23 protein-coding genes are annotated in these 22,998 nt (G+C 44.9%); 1 reads left to right on the forward strand and 22 read right to left on the reverse strand.

The annotated features are described in order from the left end of the window. Position 1: 1 nt before the first annotated feature. From psdB to psdR, 4 genes are all read right to left on the reverse strand, one after another. On the reverse strand, positions 2–1,942 hold the full coding sequence (gene psdB, locus CVV77_RS20340; RefSeq protein ID WP_100276362.1) for a lantibiotic ABC transporter permease PsdB: 1,941 nt from the start codon (positions 1,940–1,942) through the stop codon (positions 2–4). Further along, a complete protein-coding gene (gene psdA, locus CVV77_RS20345; RefSeq protein WP_088112021.1) occupies positions 1,917–2,696 on the reverse strand; it encodes a lantibiotic ABC transporter ATP-binding protein PsdA in 780 nt (259 codons plus the stop codon). Before psdA ends, psdB begins: the two co-directional genes overlap by 26 nt. 82 nt (positions 2,697–2,778) lie before the next feature. Next, entirely contained in the window at positions 2,779–3,849 is a 1,071-nt protein-coding gene (locus CVV77_RS20350; RefSeq protein ID WP_100276363.1) for a HAMP domain-containing histidine kinase, read from the reverse strand. Further along, positions 3,843–4,556: a two-component system response regulator PsdR gene (psdR, locus tag CVV77_RS20355; RefSeq protein ID WP_100276364.1), complete on the reverse strand. Its 714-nt coding sequence runs from the start codon at positions 4,554–4,556 to the stop codon at positions 3,843–3,845. Before psdR ends, CVV77_RS20350 begins: the two co-directional genes overlap by 7 nt. 148 nt (positions 4,557–4,704) lie before the next feature. On the opposite strand from psdR, the gene CVV77_RS20360 reads away from it, so the two are divergent. Next, positions 4,705–4,914: a hypothetical protein gene (locus CVV77_RS20360; RefSeq protein WP_084993525.1), complete on the forward strand. Its 210-nt coding sequence runs from the start codon at positions 4,705–4,707 to the stop codon at positions 4,912–4,914. A 35-nt stretch (positions 4,915–4,949) separates the two neighbouring features. On the opposite strand, the gene CVV77_RS20365 is transcribed toward CVV77_RS20360, so the two are convergent. The 18 genes from CVV77_RS20365 to CVV77_RS20450 all read right to left on the reverse strand — a co-directional run bounded on the left by CVV77_RS20365 (position 4,950) and on the right by CVV77_RS20450 (position 22,951). Next, a complete protein-coding gene (locus CVV77_RS20365) occupies positions 4,950–5,714 on the reverse strand; it encodes an arylamine N-acetyltransferase family protein (protein ID WP_100276365.1) in 765 nt (254 codons plus the stop codon). Then, positions 5,715–5,972, reverse strand: a complete 258-nt coding sequence (locus tag CVV77_RS20370; RefSeq protein ID WP_003219835.1) for an HPr family phosphocarrier protein — start codon at positions 5,970–5,972, stop codon at positions 5,715–5,717. 23 nt (positions 5,973–5,995) lie between these two features. Further along, positions 5,996–6,946 carry a DNA-binding protein WhiA gene (whiA, locus tag CVV77_RS20375; RefSeq protein WP_003235366.1) on the reverse strand — a complete coding sequence of 317 codons (951 nt, stop codon included), beginning with the start codon at positions 6,944–6,946 and terminating at the stop codon, positions 5,996–5,998. A 23-nt stretch (positions 6,947–6,969) separates the two neighbouring features. After that, positions 6,970–7,923, reverse strand: a complete 954-nt coding sequence (gene mgfK / locus CVV77_RS20380) for a gluconeogenesis morphogenetic factor (protein WP_032731799.1) — start codon at positions 7,921–7,923, stop codon at positions 6,970–6,972. A gap of 1 nt (position 7,924) precedes the next feature. After that, complete coding sequence (rapZ, locus tag CVV77_RS20385; protein ID WP_003235371.1) at positions 7,925–8,812, reverse strand: RNase adapter RapZ; 888 nt, start codon at positions 8,810–8,812, stop codon at positions 7,925–7,927. A 24-nt stretch (positions 8,813–8,836) separates the two neighbouring features. Next, the gene (locus tag CVV77_RS20390) at positions 8,837–9,313 is read right to left on the reverse strand and encodes an 8-oxo-dGTP diphosphatase (RefSeq protein ID WP_014481002.1); all 477 of its coding nucleotides are present in this window, start codon (positions 9,311–9,313) and stop codon (positions 8,837–8,839) included. A 319-nt stretch (positions 9,314–9,632) separates the two neighbouring features. Continuing rightward, entirely contained in the window at positions 9,633–10,583 is a 951-nt protein-coding gene (gene trxB / locus CVV77_RS20395; RefSeq protein ID WP_003228139.1) for a thioredoxin-disulfide reductase, read from the reverse strand. A 218-nt stretch (positions 10,584–10,801) separates the two neighbouring features. Then, positions 10,802–12,214 carry a peptidoglycan DL-endopeptidase CwlO gene (gene cwlO / locus CVV77_RS20400; RefSeq protein ID WP_003235375.1) on the reverse strand — a complete coding sequence of 471 codons (1,413 nt, stop codon included), beginning with the start codon at positions 12,212–12,214 and terminating at the stop codon, positions 10,802–10,804. Between the two features lie 379 nt (positions 12,215–12,593). Next, positions 12,594–14,048 carry a tetratricopeptide repeat protein gene (locus CVV77_RS20405; protein ID WP_100276366.1) on the reverse strand — a complete coding sequence of 485 codons (1,455 nt, stop codon included), beginning with the start codon at positions 14,046–14,048 and terminating at the stop codon, positions 12,594–12,596. Positions 14,049–14,173: 125 nt separating this feature from the next. Then, positions 14,174–15,943, reverse strand: a complete 1,770-nt coding sequence (gene bmrA, locus CVV77_RS20410) for a multidrug resistance ABC transporter ATP-binding protein/permease BmrA (RefSeq protein ID WP_100276367.1) — start codon at positions 15,941–15,943, stop codon at positions 14,174–14,176. 589 nt (positions 15,944–16,532) lie between these two features. Next, the gene (gene hisIE / locus CVV77_RS20415) at positions 16,533–17,156 is read right to left on the reverse strand and encodes a bifunctional phosphoribosyl-AMP cyclohydrolase/phosphoribosyl-ATP diphosphatase HisIE (protein WP_100276368.1); all 624 of its coding nucleotides are present in this window, start codon (positions 17,154–17,156) and stop codon (positions 16,533–16,535) included. Further along, entirely contained in the window at positions 17,153–17,911 is a 759-nt protein-coding gene (gene hisF, locus CVV77_RS20420; RefSeq protein ID WP_100276369.1) for an imidazole glycerol phosphate synthase subunit HisF, read from the reverse strand. The genes hisIE and hisF overlap by 4 nt, the downstream gene beginning before the upstream one ends. Further along, entirely contained in the window at positions 17,908–18,645 is a 738-nt protein-coding gene (gene hisA, locus CVV77_RS20425) for a 1-(5-phosphoribosyl)-5-[(5-phosphoribosylamino)methylideneamino]imidazole-4-carboxamide isomerase (RefSeq protein ID WP_084993539.1), read from the reverse strand. Before hisA ends, hisF begins: the two co-directional genes overlap by 4 nt. After that, entirely contained in the window at positions 18,642–19,280 is a 639-nt protein-coding gene (gene hisH, locus CVV77_RS20430; protein WP_100276370.1) for an imidazole glycerol phosphate synthase subunit HisH, read from the reverse strand. The genes hisA and hisH overlap by 4 nt, the downstream gene beginning before the upstream one ends. After that, positions 19,281–19,865, reverse strand: a complete 585-nt coding sequence (gene hisB, locus CVV77_RS20435; RefSeq protein ID WP_100276371.1) for an imidazoleglycerol-phosphate dehydratase HisB — start codon at positions 19,863–19,865, stop codon at positions 19,281–19,283. Further along, entirely contained in the window at positions 19,862–21,145 is a 1,284-nt protein-coding gene (hisD, locus tag CVV77_RS20440) for a histidinol dehydrogenase (protein ID WP_100276372.1), read from the reverse strand. Before hisD ends, hisB begins: the two co-directional genes overlap by 4 nt. Further along, positions 21,142–21,783: an ATP phosphoribosyltransferase gene (gene hisG, locus CVV77_RS20445; protein WP_003219799.1), complete on the reverse strand. Its 642-nt coding sequence runs from the start codon at positions 21,781–21,783 to the stop codon at positions 21,142–21,144. Before hisG ends, hisD begins: the two co-directional genes overlap by 4 nt. After that, the gene (locus tag CVV77_RS20450) at positions 21,776–22,951 is read right to left on the reverse strand and encodes an ATP phosphoribosyltransferase regulatory subunit (RefSeq protein ID WP_100276373.1); all 1,176 of its coding nucleotides are present in this window, start codon (positions 22,949–22,951) and stop codon (positions 21,776–21,778) included. The genes hisG and CVV77_RS20450 overlap by 8 nt, the downstream gene beginning before the upstream one ends. Between the last annotated feature and the right edge of the window lie 47 nt (positions 22,952–22,998).

The raw sequence follows: 22,998 nt of genomic DNA on the forward strand, positions 1-22,998 counted from the left end.
ATTACATATGCTGGAGAACAGCACGCTTATAAATATGACGAGTCACGATATAATAAACAGCCTGGAACACAAAATAAATGAAGATGACAATCACGGCCTCAAGAAATAAGTTGGAATTCAGCATGTTGCTTAACGCCGCATACGCAAAGCCGGCGTGAATGGTGCCCGCGATAAATGGGATGAAGAACAAAAATCCAATTTGTTTTCCGAGGATGGAGTGAATCTCTTTGTCCGTAATCCCTATTCTCTTTAATGCTAAAACTTGCACTCTCGTATCTTCTATTTCAGTAAACATCCGCAAATACAGCATACTTCCTTGAACGATAAAAAACAGCACGCTGACAAACAGACCGATAAACAGCATTAATGCGACTCCCTGCTTCACAATTTGATAACTGGGTGCACGCGTTTGAAAATCAGATGTATGTTCTTTCGGCACCATGTTTTCAAGCTTTTCAGAGACATCCACCGCCTTCTGCCAATGCTCAAGCTCATAACCTACCACTCTCATCTGTTCCTTCAGCGGCACATCATGTGTCAGGCTGTCAAAGCTCTTTTCACTGACAACCAATAAACGGCTGACTCCCTCGACTGACATCAATATCCCTTTGTTCTGCTGCTTTTTCATGACGTAGGAAAGTGTTTTTCCTGACTTTATATGAAATGCTGCTGTTTCCCCTTCTCCAAATGTATCTTTCACCATCATTTGAAAAGGAACATTGATAAACGCTTCATTTTCTTGTAAATGAATAACAGGGAAACCTTTTTCCTTTGCGACTTGATTATAGATTTTCTCTGAAATCAGCAAGGCCTCCGCTTCCGCTTTCCTGTTCCCATATGGCGAGTCTGATTGAAAAGTGACAGGAATTCCTGTGGCATTTACCTTATACTTGATGTCAGCATCAGCTTTTTTCAATGTATTCTCAGCCGTCTCAGGCTTCATCACCTGAAAGCTGGAAGCGTCTTTTTCTACCCAGGCAACAGATTGGGGAATGCTTTGCTCCTCTTGTCTTTCTAAATCAGCATAAAACATATAGATAACACCTGTAGCGGTTAAAATGACCGCCGTAATGACAGAGGTTAAAAACAGCATTCGAGCATGATCCTTCAGCCTGAAGATCATGTTGGAACGGACAATGATATTCGTTCCTTTATAAAAGCTGTGTTTCTTTCTGTACAGGATGCGGAAAAACGCCACACTGCTTTGTGTAAAAAAGAAATACGTCCCGATTAACACTAAAATTAAAATCGGAAAGACACGAAATACCATATCAATTGCATTCGCCGTGGCAGACAGATAATAACCGCCAGCCAGACATAACAAGGACAGCACAGTGAGCCACTTTGAATAAGCCGGCAAGCTTTTCGGCTTTCGGGCCGATTTAATCAGCTCAATGATTTCCAGCTTGCGAATCCGGCCCAGCGATAAAATGAGCAGCGTCTGAAACAGGATGAGAAAGCCCGCAACAGTCATCACAAACGCTTTCGGCACAATGGCAAACGAAATTGGCACCTTCACGCTGAGCATCCATGTCATAATCATAAAAAACAGTTTTGAAAATAACAGCCCTGCTCCAATGCCGGCCGCAATCGCCGCAAGAGAAATGAGGGACTGCTCATAATAAATCATTTTGCGAAGCTGCTGCTTTGATGTTCCGAACAGCGTCAGCAGCCCAAACTCTTTCTTTCTCGCCTGCAAAAATGCAGAGTTCGAATATGAGATGAAAAATACACAAAACACAATGATAACGACAAGAGCTGCGCTCAAGCACGTTTTGACAAGGCTTCCGCCATATATATTGTCTTCATTGACATCAGGGTGAAAAATAAAAGATGTGAAGACAAAAAACACCGAAACGGCAAACACACAGCTTAAAAAGTAGGCGACATATCTTTGCAGATTCCCAAGAATGTTTTTACGGGCGATGGTTCTCAAATTCATGAAAATCGCCTCCCAACACACTCAAGGTATCCAATATACTTTGATAAAACACCTGCCGGTTTGTCCCTCTGTGAATTTCTGAAAAGAAACGGCCGTCTTTAATAAACACAATCCGTTTACAGAAACTTGCCGCTGTGGCATCATGCGTGACCAATAAAATCGTCGCTTCCTTTTCTTCATTCAGCTGAGCCAGGGTGTTCATTACTTGTTTAGCCGATTTTGAATCAAGGTTTCCTGTCGGTTCATCGGCAAGAATGAGCGCCGGATTGTGAATAATCGCTCTGGCACAGGCCGCTCTCTGCTGCTGTCCGCCTGACACCTCGTATGTCCTGTGGTCGAGAATATGCTTGATTTGCAGCGTATCCGCCAGTTCTTCCAAGCGGGCTTCCATTTCTCTCAGCTTTACCTTGTCCAATGCGAGCGGCAGCAGAATATTTTCCCGAATCGTCAGCGTATCAAGCAGATTAAAATCCTGAAAGACGAACCCGAGTTCTCTTCTGCGAAACAGAGCCAGGTCTTGATCCTTTAACGTTTTCGGCTGAATGCCGTTAATCATCATCTCGCCCTGGGTCGGCTTATCAATGGTGGCCAGCAAATTCAGGAGCGTGGTTTTTCCGCTTCCCGACGGCCCCATAATCCCGACAAATTCCCCTTTCGCCACACTGAGATCAAAATCGCTGAGCGCTTGGTATGATATCGTTCCTTTATTTGAATAGTACGTTTTTGACAGGTTCGTTGTTTGTAACACGTTCATGTTCTGCTCCTCCTTTTTCTTTATTATAAAAAGGAAGTCAGCAGCCTCCCATCGAACTTTCTTTCAAATCTGCTCTCCAACCTTACAATGCTGTCACATTCACTAGGGTGTCACTTGAAAACACGATCGTCATTACGGTGCCAGCACCTTCTTTTGATTCCGCATAAAGCTTATGGCCAAGCCGGCTGCACACCTGTTTTGCTAAATAAAGACCCATTCCCGTTGCCTCTGTCATACTTCGTCCGTTTTCCCCGGTAAAAAACGCGTCATAAATCCGCGGCAGATCCTGCGGCGGTATGCCGATTCCTTCATCAGCAACCGACAGGCACGTCTCATGTCCCTCTGTTTCAATCCGAATTGTAATATGGTCGCCCACACCTTGCTTTGAATATTTCAAGGCGTTGAAAAGAAGCTGCTCAACCACAAAGGAAAGCCACTTTTGATCACTGGATATCTGAATGGCTTTTGCCGGCACATGTAATTTAGGAAAAAGGCGCCGTTTGATAAACTGCCGTTTTTCCTGATTAATAAGTGAACGGACAAGCTCGGTCAAATCAAAGGTTTGCGGCCTTACATCAAACGCAAATTCCTCTAGCCGGGCCGTTTGCAGCATCATATCAAGACCATGGCGAAATCTCTCATTTTCATCCTCCAGCTCCTCTAAAAAGGTCGGAAAAGAAGAAGCGGTTCCGTTTTTTCCTTCCTGAATCATTAAGGAAATGACAGAAACCGGTGTTTTCATATGATGGACCCATTGATTGGTAAAGGTATAATGCTGTTTTTGCTGATTCATATATTGTAAGAGCCTGCCCTCGTATTGCTGCCCGAGTGCGTTAATCATTTTCGTCCAAAGCGCTTGCTCTCGTGTTCTTGGCTTTCGGGCTTTCAAAGACGGCCCAATGTCATTTGAAGAAGAGGCTTGTTCTGCAAGCTTTTTAATATATGTGAGAAAGGAAAATTGCCGGATGTAATCAGCAGCAAAACCGGCAGCTAAAAGAGCCCCGGGCAAAATCCATATGTACATCATATTTTCTGCGGGAGGTTCTGCGCCGCTCTCTATGATGCTTAAATACGCAATCAGCATGGCGGTCCCTATCCCTAATAATGAAAATAGAATAATGGCTAAGCGGTCGATGAGATAAGTCTTTAACACTCCGGTTCATCCTTCCGATTGACTTGAAATTGATAGCCATGTCCTCTTATCGTTGAAATGCAATCTTTCAGTCCGGCATTCTCCAGTTTTCTCCGCAGCCGATTGACATTGACCGTTAACGTATTATCATCGACAAAATCAATGTCATCCCATAAAGCCTCCAATAGTTCATCACGGGAGACGATTTTTTTATGCTCCCTCACGAAAATCGATAGGAGCTGAAATTCTTTTTGTGAAAACAAGATGCGGGTGCCGTTCCACTCAGCCTCATTCTGATCCGGATAAACCGTAAGCCCGCCAAGCTCTATTATTCTTGATTCTTGCGGCAAAGAAGGCGAGTATTCACCATATGTGCGGCGCAGGACGCTTTTGATCTTGGCCATCACTACCTCTAAATGGAATGGCTTCGTGATATAATCATCGCCGCCATTTTCAATCGCCATCACCTGATTCAGCTCATCAGTCCGTGCTGATATAAAGATAATCGGTGCATTGGAAATGGTGCGGATTTGCCTGCACCAATAAAACCCGTCAAAAAAAGGCAGGTTGATATCAAGCAGCACAAGATCCGGCTTCATTTCTGCAAATTCCAATTTTATATCATTCAGCTGTTCAGCAATTTTCACTTCATATCCGTATTTTTGAAGATGACCGCCCAGCAAAGAAGCAATCCGGTCATCATCTTCCACAAGCAAAATCCGATACACGTTTATCCCCCTTATATGTACATCACGATGATTTTTCTAGAAGATTCCAAAATTCATTATAGCATGTGGTGAGATAGTAAATCGGTCTTTTTCTTTTCGTTATGATAGAATGATAAAGGTAAAAATTTCATAATAGGCAGGTGTCGTGATGAAGAAAATCATGCTGCTTCTGACAATAACGTCAATTCTTTCAGCATGTCAGCCCAACTATACCGGGAAATACATAGAAATTGGAGATTCACTAACTGAATACACCAAAGAGTGCTTTAAAGAGCATCAAATTCCTTATAAATATGAAAAGGGAAAACTGTATGTTCCAGATGATGCATTTGATGTAGTAATCAATACTTGTTCATAAGAAAAAGCTTGCAGACACGCTGCAAGCTTTTCACGTTACAAAAAATGGGTATTTAATTTCTCTTCAAACTCTGAAGGGCCGATGACACTTTTTTGAGCCTCACCGCCGTTTTCATGAATCGTAAAATGGCGGTCTGACATGACCATTCGCCCGTTCGGTGTCAGTTTTGAGGCAAGAAGTGATTTGTTAAAAGGAGATTTTTCATGAGAATGAATCAGGTCCTTCATGTCATCTAAATCACCGGGATCACTCTCTTCAAGGGTAAAGGCGTAACCGATTTGCCAGCCTTCCCCTTTGTCCATCAACAGAACATGGCTGCCCTTTTCTGTCTCTTCTTCTTTGATTCGGAATGACCCGACAGGTGATTGTACCGTTTCTCCAGAAAGCGGTATCGGCTGGAGCGCCAGGTTGATGCCAAATCCAATATCAACGATATAATCGCCTTTTTCCGCAGACAGCCATACAGCAGCATGCGTTCCTTCTAATGCCCATTCTTCTTGATGTCCTGCATAAACCGTTCCCCGAATGAGCTTCACATCAAATCCGGCCTCACGCAAGACAAAATAAAGAAAACCATTTAAATCGTAGCACAGGCCGCCGTGCTGTTCTTTGACCAGGCGGCGCCATAGCTCTTCTTTTGTTATGTTATAATTCTCTTTTGCAAGTACGGCACGGTTTTCAAATGGAAAACGGTTTGCCATTGCTTTGAGAAAAAGGGGGAGATCATCGAAGCTGACATGGTCTTTCTCCCAGCCGATTTTCTGAAAGCAGTCTTTTAGAAAGTCACTCATCTTTATCACCTAAACTTCTTCTTGAACATAAGCAGCCAGCTTTTCCAGCGCCTCCTGTTCGTCTTCTCCCTGGGCGATCAAGGTAACCTCAGTGCCTGTGCTGACCGCAAGGCTCATCAGACCCATGATGCTTTTCGCGTTTACTTTTTTCCCATCCTTCTCAAGAAACACATCTGACGTAAACCGGTTTGCTTCTTGTACAAACAAAGCAGCAGGACGCGCCTGCAGTCCTGTCTTTAATCGAACTTCCACTTTCTGTTGAACCATAAGATCTCCCCTTTTCTTTACGGTTATTTTAAAGTGACGGTTTGCCCTGTCCGCAGCTGTTCTGCGATTTCGTCAAGTTTTCTCAGCCTGTGGTTGATTCCTGATTTGCTGATTTTCCCGCTTGCTACCATTTCCCCTAGCTCTTTCAGCGTCACTTCCTGATAATCAATCCGCAGCTGCGCGATTTCCCGAAGTTTTTCAGGAAGCGCATCCAGGCCGATTCTTTCATCGATGTATTTAATATTTTCCACCTGTCTGAGCGAAGCGCCGATCGTTTTGTTTAAGTTGGCTGTTTCACAATTGACGAGGCGGTTGACTGAATTTCTCATATCCCTGACGATTCTGACATCCTCAAATCGCAGAAGCGAATTGTGGGCGCCGATCACGTTCAGAAACTCAGTAATCTTTTCCGCCTCTTTTAAATAGGTGATATAGCCTTTTTTCCGTTCGAGCGTTTTGCTGTTTAGCTGAAACTCATTTAACAGGTCGCATAATGAATCGTTATGCTCCTTATAAAGAGAAAAGATTTCTAAATGATACGAGGAGGTTTCCGGGTTATTGACCGAACCTCCCGCCAAAAATGCCCCTCTCATATAAGAACGCTTGCAGCATCTCTTTTTGACCAGCTCTTCCGAAATACTTCGTTCAAACACAAAATTCTCCCCGAGTATTTTTAAATCCTCTAAGATCGCTTTTGCATTTTCTGAAAATCGCACAATATAGACGTTGTTCTTTTTCAGCCGCATTTTCTTTCTGACCAGCAGCTCGACCGACACATCATATTGTTTTTTCAGCAATGTATAAATGCGGCGGGCAATCGCCGCATTTTCGGTTTGAACATCAAGTACGAGATGGCGGTTTGTAAATGATAAAGCTCCATTCATCCGGATAAGCGCAGACAGCTCCGCCTTAATGCAGCAGTCTTTCACTTCCAGATTCGTTAATTCTTTTTTTGTTTCTGATGCAAATGACATATTAGCCACCTCATTTCAAGGCTTCATTCTTTCAATAAATCAACAAGAAGAGAGGCCACTTTATGTGTATCGTGACGAATTACGTCATTTTTATACGTTACAATTTGATCTCTGATGACTTCAAGCCCCATCGCTTTCAGCTCTTCGATATCAAAATCTACAGGACGCGCCGATTCCATTTCGTACTTACGTTTTATTTCGTCAGGAATGTCTTCGCTGTTCACTAATATCGTATCAATAAAACCGCAGCCCATATGCTGATTGAGCGCTTTCACGTGATCAGCAGCGGTGTAATGGAGCGTTTCGCCGGGCTGAGTCATCACATTGCAAATGTATACTTTTTTCGCCGTCGCCTTCACCACTTCTTCCCCGATCTTTGGGACGAGCAAATTGGGAAGAATGCTTGTATAGAGGCTTCCCGGGCCGATAATAATCAAATCCGCTTCCCTGATCACGTCTATCGTTTCCGGCAGCGGATCAATATGTTCAGGCGTGAGAAAAACACGCTTAATGCGCTGCCCGTACGCCGGGATCGTGGACTCGCCTGAGACCACGCGGCCGTCTTCCATCTCAGCATGCAGAACGACACTGGCATTGGCAGCTGGCAAAACCTTTCCTCTTACATTCAGCACCTTGCTCATTTCTGTGACAGCGTGAAAAAAATCACCGGTTATATTTGTCATCGCTGCCAAAATCAAATTCCCGAGAGAATGGCCTGTTAAATCATTCCCCTTATTGAAGCGGTGCTGAAAGAGATCTTCAACAAGCGGCTCCACATCGGATAAAGCGGCAAGCACATTTCTGATGTCTCCGGGAGGCGGAATTTGCAATTCATCCCGCAGACGGCCAGAGCTTCCCCCATCATCGGCAACTGTCACAATGGCCGTAATGTCAACAGGTTTATGCTTTAAGCCCCGAAGCAATACAGAAAGACCCGTACCGCCGCCAAAGATTGCGATTTTCGGCTTTTGTCCCATCTTATTTCCGGCTTCTCTTTTCAATGTCCCGGTGAGTAACATGAGTATAGTAATCCTTTTTGAAATAATCAGCTAAATTTTCGGCAAGTGTCACAGAGCGGTGCTGGCCCCCTGTGCAGCCGATCGCAATAACGACCTGGCTTTTTCCTTCTCTTTTGTAAGATGGAAGCATAAAGCTCAGCAGATCGATTAATTTTTCATTGAACTTTTGCGTTTCATTCCACTTCATGACGTAAGAGGAAACCTCTTCATCCTTGCCAGTCAGCGGCCGCATGCTTTCGATATAATAAGGATTCGGCAAAAATCTGACATCAAAGACGAGATCTGCGTCAATCGGAATACCGTATTTAAAACCAAATGACATGACATTCACGGTAAATGTCTCCCCTTGGTTTGACGCAAAGTGCTTTACGATTTTTTCGCGTAAATCACGCGGCTTCATGTCCGACGTATCATAAATGATTTGAGAGCGGCCTTTTAATTCCTCAAGCAGCTCACGTTCCAGCGCGATGCCTTCAAGCGGCAGGCCAGTCGCTGCCAGCGGGTGCGAACGTCTCGTTTCTTTATATCTCGTGACAAGAATGGAATCCTTCGCGTCCAAGAATAAAATTCGCGGTGTTATCCACGGATTTTCCGCCATTTCATCAAGCGCTTCGATCAGCCGGTCAAAAAATTCACGCCCGCGCAAATCCATAACGAGCGCAACCTTGCTCATTTTCGAATTTGATTCCTTCATCAGCTCTAAAAATTTAGGAAGCAATGATGGCGGAAGATTATCGACGCAGAAATAGCCGAGATCTTCAAAGCTTTGAATGGCGACAGTTTTCCCCGCGCCCGACATTCCGGTTATAATGACAAGCTGAATATCATGTGATTCACTAACACTCATCTTTCTCCCCCCTGACTTGTCTTTCTATTTGATATGCTGCGGGTCTAATCGATAACTAAGCAGCTCAAAGTCCGGTGTATACGTAAATGTGCCGTGCAGCAGCCCTTGTCCCTTCATCATAAAATCAAGGATATGGCCGTCTCCCGGGGCCATAGGCAGGTTTTGAATATCATTGACATCGTGCCACTGCAGCTTGCCCTCCTCTGATTCAGATACATTTTGTCCTGTATAAGAATCAGCGACAAACGTAAACATCATCCACTCAGAGACAATGTGGTCACCGTCTTTAATAATAAAGGTAAAAACGCCTTTTAACTGAGGATTTATGATATAGATACCAGTCTCTTCTCTGTACTCTCTGATGACGGAGTCTCTGACTGATTCTCCGCTCTCCATCTTGCCTCCCGGCGCGACCCACCAGCCGCGTCTCGGCTTTTGAAGCAGAAGAACCTTGTCATCCGTCTGAAGCACACAATTTGTCACTCTTTGCAAGTACGTCACCTAACCTTCTCGTCCTGTCATCGTCTCTTTATTATACCGCTTCAAGATGCCTCCCACAATGAAGAGACATTGACAATCTTTTCTTCTATTTTACAGCATATTCATCCCTGAGTTCAGATGATTTTGCTGTAACAGGCATCCGTCTTTATTTTTGGACAAAAAAAGGACACGGATAACTGGAGAATCCGTGCCAAAAAAGTGTATTCATTATAAAAAGGGGGTCAATTACTTTATTAATCATAACCGAAAAGCATTACACAACTGTTACAGCGGAATTAAAACCCAGTAACGTAATATGAAGCTCGTATGACAGCCCTTTTTATTTTAAGGTTTTCAGCGTTTCTTGGAGTTCTTCGACATAATGCTGTACGCTTTGTGCCGCAATACTTCCGTCCCCTGTAGCCGTTACGATTTGGCGCAGTGATTTTTCCCGAATGTCTCCGGCCGCGAAAATACCTTCAACCTTAGTTTCCATGCGGTCGTTTGTTTCGATGTAGCCTTCTTCATTCGTAATGCCCAGATTTTCAAACGGTTTAGACAGAGGAAGCATACCGATGTAAATGAATACGCCGTCTGTTTTGAATTCACTTTCTTCACCGGTTACCGTATCGACAAGTGTTACGTTACCGACTTTGCCGTTTTCCTCATGAATTTCCTTCACGGTTTTGTTCCATAGGAAGTCAACTTTTTCGTTATCAAAAGCTCTCGCTTGAAGAATGCTTTGCGCACGGAGTTTATCACGTCTGTGAACGATCGTTACTTTGGAAGCGAAACGTGTCAGGTACACACCTTCTTCAACAGCGGAATCTCCGCCGCCGACAACGACAAGCTCTTTGCCTTTAAAGAAAGCCCCGTCACATACCGCACAATAAGAAACACCGCGGCCGCCCAATTCTTTTTCGCCAGGCACGCCGATTTTTTTATACTCCGCACCCGCGGCAATGATCACAGCGCGTGCTTTATATTCTTTTGAACCGGCTTTAACCACTTTGTACTCTTTGCCGTCAACGACTTCTTTAATATCACCATAAGCGTATTCAGCGCCGAATTTTTTCGCGTGTTCGAACATTTTGTTGGAAAGCTCAGGTCCGAGGATGCTTTCGAATCCAGGATAGTTTTCTACATCTTCCGTATTGGCCATTTGCCCGCCGGGAATTCCTCTTTCAATCATTAATGTCGATAAATTTGCTCTTGATGTGTATACAGCGGCCGTCATCCCAGCAGGACCCGCGCCGATTATAATCACGTCATATATTTTTTCTTCTGACACACTATTCACTCCTTAAACCATCTTTTCAAGTTTGGGCTCTTTCTTATATGATAAGAATCCCCATCAAACGTATTCCTTACCCATATCCTATAAAATCTCAAGGTGATACGCTATTTTTTTGCTCATTTTTTTCTCATCACGATTAAATGAGTTCCAAAGGGGTATATATGTTAATAAAGAAAGAGCCTTCTGTTCATAGAAGGCCCTTGTCTTATTTATTATTGAACAACACGTCTTACAACGCCTTTAAATGCTTTTTTCCAGTAAACGTTGCTCATTGAGTCAACAGATACACCATGAGATGTATTGTCGTTTAGGAAAGTACCGTTTCCTAAGTAAATTCCAACGTGACCGTTTGTTTTGTATGTGTCAAAGAAAACTAAGTCTCCGCGTTTCATTTCAGACGCGCTGACAGCTTGTCCTCTTGCAACTAACGTATCAGTTGTTGTTCCGCCTACAGGTCCAAGGTTCACACCTGCAGAAGCGTATGCCCAGCGTACGAATGATGAGCAGTCAAAAATACGGTTGTTGATATCAGACTGAGTGCGTCCGCCGCCAAATTTGTACGGAGATTGTCCTACAATGCTTGAACCAACGCTGATCGCACCTTCAATTCCGCCTGAGTTGCTGATAACAGTGCCGCCTGAATTGCTGTTTGAGCCGCTGCTCTTCTTAGAAGATGAGCCGTTAGACGAACTGTTTGATGAACCGTTAGAAGAGTTGTCTGAAGAATCATCATCAGATGAGCTTGCTTTTGCTGTTTCAGTTGTAGCCGTTTGGCTGTCATCTGTTTGTGTTTCATCAGATGCTTTTTGTGCTTCTTCCTGCTTTTTGATCAAGGCAGCCGCAGCTTCTTGTTCTTTTTTGATACGCGCTTGTTCAGCTTCAGTATCTGCTTTTTGGTTTGCAAGTTCAGATGCTTCCGATTTTAATTCAGAAATCGCATCAGCCGTTTTCTTCTGGCTTGCTTTTGCTTCGTCGAAAAGCTTGTCTTTTTCATCAAGCTGTTTATCAAGGTCCTTTTGCATTGTTTCTAATTTAGCCAATGCAGCTTGAACTTCTTTCAGCTTGTCATTTAAATCCGCTTCAGAATCTTCAAGCTTCGCTTTATCCTGCTCTTGCTGCTTGATTAAATCTTTGTCTGCATCCACAATAGATGAAACCGCAGTTGCGCGAGAGATAAAGTCACCAAAGCTTGTTGATCCTAAAAGAACATCTATGTATCCTTGAGATCCGCCGCTTTCCTGTAAAGAACGAACGCGTTTTTTCAGGATTTCGTTGCGTTTTTCGATGCGGGCTTCTGTCTCTTTAATCTCTTTTTTCAGTTTTTTGATTTCTTCTTTTGTTTTATCGTTTTCTTCTTTTTTATCTTCGATCTTGTTGCTTGTATCAAGCGCCTTAGCGTTAATGTCTTTCAGTTCTTTTTCAATCTTTGATTGATTTTCCTGAAGCTCAGTTAATTCTTTTTCCTTTGCTTCGATGCTGGAAGCAACCTCAGATTGCTTGCTTTCGATTTTTTGTTTCTTTTCATCTAATGTTTCCGCCGATGCAGTTTTACTTGTAAATGGGATCAAAAAACTGCTTGTCCCGATGACGGAAGCCAAACCAAGTGTCAATAAACTCTTTCTCACTTTTATATCCTCCCTTTTACTGTGAACCTGTCCTCATTTGGAATCGTATTTTAAACATCAAGTTTCGTTCCTCATACTCTACGAGGAATGATGGTTGTTTATGGTTAATTATTCTGTGCATCTCTTATTCTGGTTGTATAGCGTTTATTTCACATCATATGTAAAAAACACTAATTCCTTATGTACGAGAATCATTATACCATCAAGTTTCGACAAATTAGCGATAAATTTTATTACATTTGTGTTTCAAACAGATGTCAAGTCGCCCATCGTTTGTCATTTTTCTTAAATGAGTAAAAAAGCTGTCGATATTATTTTATTAATATAATCTACTAAATAAAAAAAGAGTCGATTCTACAAATCGACTCTTCAAAATATTCTATTCTAGAATATCATCAATATATTTCATATATTTCGTCAAAGTTGCCGGAGAGATGCCGAATCGGGCCGCTGTGTCTTTTTTCGTATCATGTTTGCCGTGAGCTTCTTTCCAAATATAACAGATTGCCGCTGCCCAGCCCCTCGCATTTTTCAACGGAGCGACTGCGCGGATTTGCTGGATGACATGGAACACCCAGCAGCTCATGACTTCTGTTTTCATCTCTTCTTTTTCAGCATGCTCCAATAATTTGACGGTTTGATAGGCGAAAAGTGCATCCTCTGATACGTCAGCTGCCGCGGAATCTCCATTCAAAAGCAGCTTAACAAAATGATTTTCGAAAGGAGCGGTAATTCTCTTCGAGCGTATCACCGCTTCAAGATGCTCCGTTTCTCCCTTTGTGCTGCTGATATAATAGGCTGCGAGACGCTGTTCTACAGATGAAGGAAGTGCTTCCCTCCGCTCAATCCATGGAGCCGGGCGGTCTTCTCCGGGATATTGCGACTCGACTTTTCTCCAGATCGTCTCGGCAAATTCAGTATGTCCCGTAAAATAAGCGGAGCACGAGAGCCAGTAAAAGAATGTATCGTCACCTTCAAAGCCGCTTTTATATAATGATTTGAGCCATTTATATCCGATCTCATAACGGCCGACAAGCGCCAAAGTGGCTCCCAGTTTATAGCGCTGTTCCAATAGCATCGGATATACGTTAGAAAGCTGATCACTCAGTTCCGCCACTTTTTCGTCTTCTCTTTCATAATAGTAGAAAACGAGAAGATTGCATAAGGCGTGAAGGTTTCCTTCATTATGACTGAGCACTTGGTAAGCGGTTTGCTTCGCTTTTACGATGTTGCCTGAATAGAAATAGGCAAGCGCCAGATTATTGTATGCTGACCAAAGCTCCGGATAATCGGCTGTGATTTCCTCAAGCGCCGCAACCGCTTCGGCAAGCTGGCCACTTTCCAGCAGTGACTTTGCCCGATCCTGTTTCATCAGCAATTCATCCTGATCATACAAAGAATCCTCCGGCCCGCCGTCTCCTAAATCGAGCAATTCAAGCAGACTTTCGTTTTCTTCGGCGAATTCACCGTCCGGATCCGCATCTGAATAAGCGGCCGCTTCTTTATAAGCTTCTTGAAAGAGCCCCAGATGGGCAAAGTTATTCGCTTTAAAGTAATGGCACTCCGGCATTTCGGCCTCCAGATTTGCCATGATATAATCAAGAAGATCGTTCGACTCCTGATATTGGCCCATCTCTGAATAAATGACCGCAAGCTGCGAAAGCATCTCTGAATCCTCCGGCTCCAAATGAACCGCGCGCTGAATCAGTTTGCTTGCCCGTTTCAGATTGCGCTCTTTATACGCTTTCAAGCCTTTATGAAAAAAATATTGTCCATCTTGAAGCAGCTGGACAATTTGTGCGTGATTTTTATGTTCAGAAGTGTGTTTTCCCACAACTACCCTCCGTTTTATACAATGTACCGTCAGTAGTATACCATAAATCGCAAGCCCCTCAATAGTTCAAAAGGAAGGATTGGGAAAATCCCTCCGCTTTTTTTACTGGCTGATTCGACCAAAATTTACCCGGCTTTGTTCTCTAAATCCGCGTTCATTTTCAGCTGCTGTTCAGCAAAATCTCTATATAGATCATGGGAAGCCATTAATTCATGATGTGTGCCCCGTCCGGTAATTTCTCCTTTTTCAACAAACAAAAGCTGGTCCGCGTCTACAACAGTGGATAAGCGGTGAGCGATGACAATCGTTGTACGGCCCTCCATCAGCACCTCAAGCGCCTGCTGAACTGATTTTTCAGATTGGCTGTCGAGGCTTGAAGTGGCTTCATCAAGCATAAGAATACTCGGATCACGGAGAAGCGCTCTCGCAATCGCGATTCTTTGCCTCTGTCCGCCTGACAGCATAATGCCGCGTTCGCCCACCTCTGTATCAAGCTGATTTGGCAGCTCCTTTATAAAATTGAGCGCATATGCCATCTCCGCGGCTTTTTCGATCTCGGCATCCGTTACATCACGTTCTAACCCGTAGCAAATATTTTCTCTGATCGTTCCCGACATTAACGGGCTTTCCTGTGACACATACCCGATGTGCTCTCGCCACGATTCAAGCGAGTAAGTATCAACCGGATCGTCCCCCAGCCGAATGGTCCCTGCAGTCGGCGAATAAAAACGTTCAAGCAGCTTAAACAGCGTCGTTTTCCCGCCGCCGCTCGGACCAACAATCGCTGTGACTTTCCCTGCCTCTATGACAGCGCTGATCTCTTTTAAGATCAGCTGATCCGGCTTATAGCCAAAAGATACATGGTCAAGCTGAATAGGCAGATGCGCGTTTTCAATTTGTTTTCCTGTAACTGTATCTTCCTCTTCCTCTGCCAAAATCTCTATCATCCGTTCTGTTGCACCGATTGATTTTTGCAGCTGTGTAAAGAACGTTGTAATTTGGCCCATCGGCATAATAATTTGAAATAAATATAAAATAAATGCCACGAGCGCTCCGGCGGTCAACTCGCCTGATGAAACCTGCATGCCTCCGTATCCGATGACTGCTACGAGAGCTGCCATTAATACAAGTGAGATGAGCGGGCTGACAAGGGACTGAACCTTGGCTTCACGAACTCCAAGTTTAAATAAGGAAGAAATCCCCAGCTTTCCGCGCCCATATTCAACATCCTCCGCATTTGAAGCCTTGACGAGCCTGATTTCCGGAAGAATTTGATTTAGCAGGCCTGTAAAACGGGCTGTTTCATCTTGCGTTTCCCGGGAAATCGAAAACATCTTCCGGCCTATCGGCATTAAGATAAGAGCGGCCAGCGGAACAACAACTAACACAAGCAGTGTCAGCTTCCAGTTCATAATAAACAAGATAGACAGTGATCCAATGACAGAAATGATACCTGTAATAAATCCGCTGATATGGGTTGTAATCAGTTCTTTGACCACCATCGTATCATTCGTTACACGGCTGACTGTTTCTCCGGAAGCGTTTGTATCAAAATAGGAGACAGGGAGCTTAATTAATTTCTTCCATAATAGATCCCGCAGCCCGGAGATGATTTTTTGTCCGTTATAGTTCAGCGCATAGGTGGCATAAGCGCTTAAACCGGCCTGAACGAGAAAAACAAGCGCGATCAGCCCGATTTGTGTCCCTGACAGGGCTGACATTGAAAAACCATCAACAAGCTGCTTCGTTAATAATGGAATCAGCAGGCTGACCAGTGTGGTCACAATACTGAGAATTAACGCAAAGGCAAGCTTTCCATAAGAAGGATTGGTCTGCTTTACTAATGCAAAAAAGGGTTTTAATTTACTTTTAGATTTTTGTTGCTGGTTTGGCATATTATTATTCCTCCTGTTTCAGCGTTCAGAAAGGTGAATTAGCATTTCAAAAGGATGATTTTTACTCTTTCTCAATCATATCAATGGAGAGAGACTTTTTCAGTATATTTTTGCCGTGATGAAAATAAAAATCTCCCACTCATGGTTGAATAGGAGATTTTTTCATATTGTCCATCTGGGCTAAACAGTTTTGTCATGGCTTCAACCGATATAGATGCAGAGCTTGTCAACAGTATAATTAGTGCTAATGGAAATGATTTTTCAGTTATACAAAATAATTATTGAAAAGAAACCTGTTAAAGACATTTTCTTCTTCACATCGCCAAATATAACTGTGTTCTTTATATCGTTTTTCAATAATATTTTTACTACTCATCTTCCTGCTCCTCTAATTGAAGATAACAGAGTTTAATATTTTCATAGTCTTTTGGATTTTGTTTAGATGGCTTTGCATTTGCTAAGCAGCTAAACATAAATTCAGATAAACAGGAAATCATACTTTTTCACAAAAATGCAAAACACCATACATTCCAAATACATTACTTTTTTCACAAAACAAAAAGAGCCATTATCATACGGCTCTTTACTCTTATTTTTCAGAATGGCGTTTTTTCAATACGTCTAGCACATCATCCAGCGGCAGAGCTTGCTCTCTGAGCAGGACAAGCAGGTGATACAGCAGGTCTGCCGCTTCCCATTTGAGTTCCTCGTGGTCTCGGTTCTTCGCGGCGATGATGACTTCGGATGCTTCTTCACCGACTTTTTTCAAAATCTTATCAACACCTTCTCGGAAAAGGTAAGTGGTGTAAGCTCCTTCAGGCATTTCCGCTTGGCGTTCCGCGATCACGCGCTCCAGTTCGTTAATGATGCCGAATCGGCCCGCAGCCTGTTCTTCTGATTGTTCCTTTGTAAAACAGCTGTAGCTGCCAGTGTGGCATGCTGGGCCGGACGGTTCTACGAGTACGATCAGCGCGTCTTGATCACAGTCATACCGGATACCTTTGACGGATTGCGTGTTCCCTGAGGTTTCCCCTTTATGCCATAACTCTTGGCGCGAGCGGCTGTAAAACCATGTTTCTTTTGTTTCCAGCGTTTTTTCGTACGATTCCTTGTTCATATAGGCAAGTGTCAGCACTTCTTTACTTGCCGCATCCTGCACGATGGCAGGAATTAATCCGTCCTCGTTAAAACGCAGTTCATCTGCCTGTTTCATCTCACATTCACCCCGTGCTCTTTCAAGTATGATTTCACTTCTTTAATCGATGTTTCTTTATAATGAAAAATAGAGGCGGCAAGCGCGGCGTCGGCTTCTCCTTTTGTAAAAGCCTCAAGCATATGCTGCGCGTTTCCCGCTCCTCCCGAGGCGATAACAGGTACGGGGACAGCTTCAGAAACAAGCTTTGTCAGCCTGTGGTCAAATCCTTTTTTCTCACCGTCGGAGTCCATACTTGTCAGCAATATTTCTCCAGCTCCGCGTTTGACGCCTTCTTTTGCCCATGCTGTGACTTCCCAATCTGTTTTCTTTCTGCCGCCGTGCGTGTAGACCTTATATGTGTCAGATTCTTGGTCATACTTGGCATCGATGGCAAGGACGATGCATTGAGAACCGAAAAACTCGGCTCCTTCTGTAATCAGCTCAGGGCGGAGAACAGCTGCCGTGTTCACCGAAACTTTGTCCGCTCCGGCACGCAGAATCGTTTTCATATCGCTGAGCTGATTGATGCCGCCGCCGACTGTAAACGGAATCGCGAGCTTCGCGGCAACCTGCTCCACAACGTCAACCATCGTTTTGCGTCCTTCATGCGAGGCAGAAATATCAAGAAAAACGAGTTCATCCGCGCCTTCCTGGTCGTACACTTCCGCCAGTTCAACTGGGTCACCGGCATCCTTCAATTCGAAAAATTGAATTCCTTTGACAACGCGTCCTTCTTTAACATCAAGACATGGAATAATCCGTTTTGTAATCATTTCCGCTTCACCCTTTCAAGCGCCTCGCTCAGCGTAAACTGATTGGTATACAGCGCTTTTCCGATGATCGCTCCAGAAACGCCGTCCGCCTGATAGCGGGCGAGGGCTTCGAGGTCCGTGACGGAGCTGACTCCGCCGGAAGCGATCACAGATTTCCCCGTTTCCTTCGCAAGCTCGACCGTGCTTTCAATATTAGGGCCTGACAGCATTCCGTCTGTCGCGATGTCAGTAAAAATAAAGACTTCCGCACCTTCATTGGCAAGCTCTTTGCCTAGTTCGGTTGCCTTAAGGGTTGATGTTTCCAGCCATCCCTCTGTTGAAACAAAGCCGTTTCTCGCATCCAGTCCGATTGCAATTTTCTCGCCATATTGTTTCAGCATTTTTTTTACAAACGGTGGGTTAGAGACAGCTGAGCTCCCCAGGATCACCCGATCGACTCCTGCTGATAAGTATTCATAGACGTCACTTTCGGAACGGATCCCGCCGCCAATTTCGACTTTCAGGTCCAGCTTTTGGGCAATCTCGATCACATGGCGGTCATTTACCCTTTTCCCTTCTTTTGCGCCGTCGAGATCAACAAGATGGATCCATTCGGCACCCTCACTCGCAAATAACGCGGCCATGTCGTAAGGTGAATCGCCGTATATCGTTTCCTTATTATAATCTCCTTGAACAAGGCGGACACATTTGCCGTTTCTCATATCAATTGCCGGATATAATGTAAAAGCACTCATTTTTTCACCTTCTGTTCTGCTGCCATTTTCGTGAATTGGGTTAAGATAGACATTCCGACCGTGCTGCTTTTTTCCGGGTGGAATTGGGCGCCGAAGACGTTCCTTTTTCCAACTACAGCAGGCACTCGCACACCATAATCAGCGCTTGCCAGAAGCGCGTCCTCCTGCATCCCGTCAATGTAATAAGAATGCACGAAATAAGCGTAGCCTTCTTCTGCTTCAGCCAGCAGCGGAGATTCGTTATGAAAGGAAAGGCGGTTCCAGCCCATATGCGGAACCTTCAGCTTGTTTCCTTTCTCATCTTTTGCTTTCAGCCTGACTGCTTTTCCTTTTAACAGCCCGAGGCCTGACGCGGTGCCGTTTTCTTCGCTTTCATCAAATAAAAGCTGCATGCCGAGGCAAATCCCGAGAAGCAGTCTTCCCTCTGAGACCATATCTTGAATCAATTGATCGAGCTTCGCGTTGCGCAAATTGTCCATCGCGTCTCCAAATGAACCGACTCCCGGCAAAATGAAGGCATCGGCTTCTCTCAGCTCCTCCGGCTTTTCAGAAACAAAGTACGGCACGCCGACACGCTCAAGCGCCTTTGAGACACTGTATAAATTGCCCATTCCATAATCTATCACGCCGATCATTTACAGCATCCCTTTCGTTGATGGTATTCCTTTAACACGCGGATCGATCGCTGTTGCTTCATCTAGCGCACGTCCGAGCGCTTTAAAAACAGCTTCAATCATGTGGTGAGTGTTTGTGCCGTAATGAACGATGACGTGCAGGTTCATCCGAGCTTCAAGCGCCAGCTTCCACAAAAATTCATGTACAAGCTCCGTATCAAATGTTCCAACTTTAGCCGCCGGGAAGTCCGCGCGCATTTCCAAGTGCGGCCGGTTGCTTAAATCAATCACGACTTGAGCAAGCGCCTCATCCATTGGCACAAACGCTGATCCGTAGCGTTTAATTCCTTTTTTATCGCCTAAGGCTTCAAGCAGCGCCTGCCCTAAGCAAATGCCGATATCTTCAGTCGTGTGGTGATCATCTATATCAACATCGCCTTTCGCGTTAATGGAAAGCTCAAATTGTCCGTGTTTCGTGAATAAATCCAGCATGTGTGTCATAAACGGCACGTCTGTTTTGATATCCGCTTGACCCTCGCCGTCTATTGCGAATGCCAGCTCAATATCTGTTTCGTTTGTTTTTCTGGCGCGTTCCGCTTTTCTCATTTTGAATTCCTCCGTTCTCTCGCTTCAATTGATCTGGCATGCGCTTCTAATCCTTCAAGTCTGGCAAAAGCCGCGATGCTTTCAGCATGTTCTTCAAAGGCTGATTGACTGTAAGAAATAATGCTCGATCTCTTTTGAAAATCGGTTACGTTTAATGGACTTGAAAATCGGGCTGTTCCGTTTGTCGGAAGCACATGGTTCGGTCCGGCAAAGTAATCTCCGACAGGCTCAGGGCTGTATCTGCCTAAGAAAATCGCACCCGCATGTTTGATTCTGCCAAGCAAAGCTTCGGGAGACTGTGTGATGATTTCTAAATGCTCCGGTGCAAGCGTATTGACAGTATCAATGGCTTCATCCATTGTTTCCGCCACATATATACACCCGTAATCGTTCACTGCAGCTTCCGCTATTTCTCTTCGCGGCAAGGTTTTCAGCTGCTCGTTCACTTCGGCCGAAACCGCTTCGGCCAGCTTCATGGAATCTGTGACAAATACACTTGAGCTGAGCTTATCGTGTTCCGCCTGTGACAGCAGGTCGGCCGCAATTTCCCTCGGTATCGCTGTTACATCAGCCAGCACGACGATTTCACTCGGTCCGGCAATCATATCGATATCGACATCACCGAACACCTCTCGTTTGGCAAGCGCGACATAAATATTTCCCGGGCCTGTGATTTTATCCACCGGCTCAATGGTTTCTGTCCCGTACGCCAGCGCTGCAATCGCCTGAGCGCCGCCCATTTTGTAAATGTCTTTTATGCCTAGCTCGGCAGCAGCGACTAAGACCCCTGGGGACAGCAGTCCGTCTTTTCCCGGAGGGGTCACAAGAACGATTCTTTCCACACCCGCTGTCAGCGCCGGGATGACATTCATTAAAACAGATGAAGGATATGCCGCCGTTCCCCCCGGCACATATACACCGGCGGAATCAAGCGCCGTCACTTTCTGCCCCAGCATGGTGCCGTCTTTTCTGTGATAAAACCAGGAGGATTGCAGCTGTCTCTCGTGATATTCCCTAATATTTTCGATTGCCTGCCTCATCACCTGAAGCAGCTGTGAATCCAGTGAGGTGTATGCTTTTTCAATTTCTTCTTTTGTGACCAGCGGGCTGTCTATTTCGATGCCGTCAAATCTCGCCGTGTAGCTGCGGACCGCCTGATCACCGTTTGCTTTTACATCTTCAATAATCGATCGGACCGTTTTTCTTTGCTCATCCGTTCCGGCATCTATGGACCGCTTGAGAGAAAACCGTTCTGCGCCGCTGATGGTTTTGATCTTCATTTTGCCGTTTCTCCTTCCACAACGAGAGATAAGCGGGATGCCATTTCGTCAATCACATCGTCTTTCATGCGATAGCTTACCGGGTTTACGATAAAGCGGGAAGTAATGTCACAAATGTGCTCCGTTTCAACAAGCCCGTTTTCCTTCAGCGTCTGTCCTGTGGAAACGATATCCACAATCCGGTCTGCAAGGCCAATGAGCGGGGCCAACTCAATTGAACCGTTGAGCTTAATGATTTCGACTTGTTCACCCTGCTCTCTAAAATAACTGGAAGCTACATTCGGATACTTTGTCGCGATTCTCGGTGCTACGCCGCTCCAGTCTGTATTCGGAAGTCCGGCGACTGCCAAGTGGCATTTGCTGATCTTCAAATCCAGCACCTCATACACATCGCGCTCCTCCTCCAGCATGACATCCTTGCCTGCAATTCCGACGTCTGCAACACCATGCTCTACATATGTGGTCACGTCCATCGGCTTAGCTAATATGAAACGGAGATTTTCCTCCGGCACATCAATGATCAGTTTTCTTGAATCTTCAAACTCCTCAGGGAGCTTGTAGCCAGCCTGCCGCAGCAGCCCTGCCGCTTCTTCAAATATCCGGCCCTTCGGCATCGCCATTGTGAGTAACTTACCCATTTTGCTCTTCCTTTCTGGCACCGATAAAATAGGTGACATTTGCAAAAGATTTTGTCATCTGATCGATATTTTCAATTCCCGATAAATCTTGAAGAACCACTTTGTTCCCCTTCATACGTTCTTCATTCGCATAAGCGATGGCTTGCACCCGCTGCTCTTTGCTGAAAATAACAGCGTCTATTTCACAAAGTTCGTCTTTCATATGAAGCGCTTCAATCAGCCGGTCGATCCGAAGCCCGAAGCCTGTCGCCGGCGCGGGTGAATCAAAATGGCCCAGAAGCTTGTTATAACGGCCGCCGCTTCCAATGACAAAACCGACATTTTCGGCGTACACTTCAAATAAAATCCCTGTGTAATAGCTCATGTGGCTGACCATATTCAGATCAAGGCGGACATTTTCCGTACATCCGTAATCCTCAAGAATGTCCCACAGCGCCTTCAGCTCATCAACCACGCTTTTTCCTTGCTCAGAATCGACGATTTCCTCAGCACGTCTGCATACTTCTATGCCGCCCCGCAATTCAAGAAGCTCAAGCAGCCTGCTTTTATCAATGGAGGAAAGCGGGAGAGACTTGACATGTTCTCTGTAGCCGACATAGTTCTTCTCGTATAGAAACCTCCGCAGCACATCAGCACGCTCAACGTTTCCGAGCACCTCAACAAATAGGGCATCCGCAATGCCGGCATGGCCGATGGCAATTTTAAAGGAAGACAGCCCGGCACTTTTTAACACACCGATTACTAAAGTAATGACCTCCGCATCCGCACTTGTCGTGCCATCACCGATTAATTCCACTCCGACCTGCTCGAATTCGGCAGGGCGTCCGCCTTCGCGTTCCTGAGCCCTGAACACATTTGCCGCATAGCCGACTCTGAGCGGATGATCGTGTTTCAGAAGCTTTGATGCCGCCACCCTTGCAATCGGTCCTGTCATATCCGGGCGAAGCACCAATGTCTTGCCGTCCTGATCAAGAAGCTTGAACAGCTGCTGCTCCTCAATCGCTGACTGCACGCCAACGGTATCGTAAAACTCCAGCGTCGGCGTTTCCATAAATTGATATCCCCATTTATCTATCAAATCGGTTAACGATTGTCTCACCTTTTTTTTCGTTTCGTATAAACCGGGCAGTGTATCTCTCATGCCGTGCGGTTTTTCAAACATAAACATCAACCCGAGCACCTCCGTTGCCATTGTTTGAAGGAAAATTCCGAATC

The organism is Bacillus sp. SN1, from assembly GCF_002796895.1.
Classification (GTDB): Bacteria; Bacillota; Bacilli; order Bacillales; family Bacillaceae; genus Bacillus; species Bacillus inaquosorum.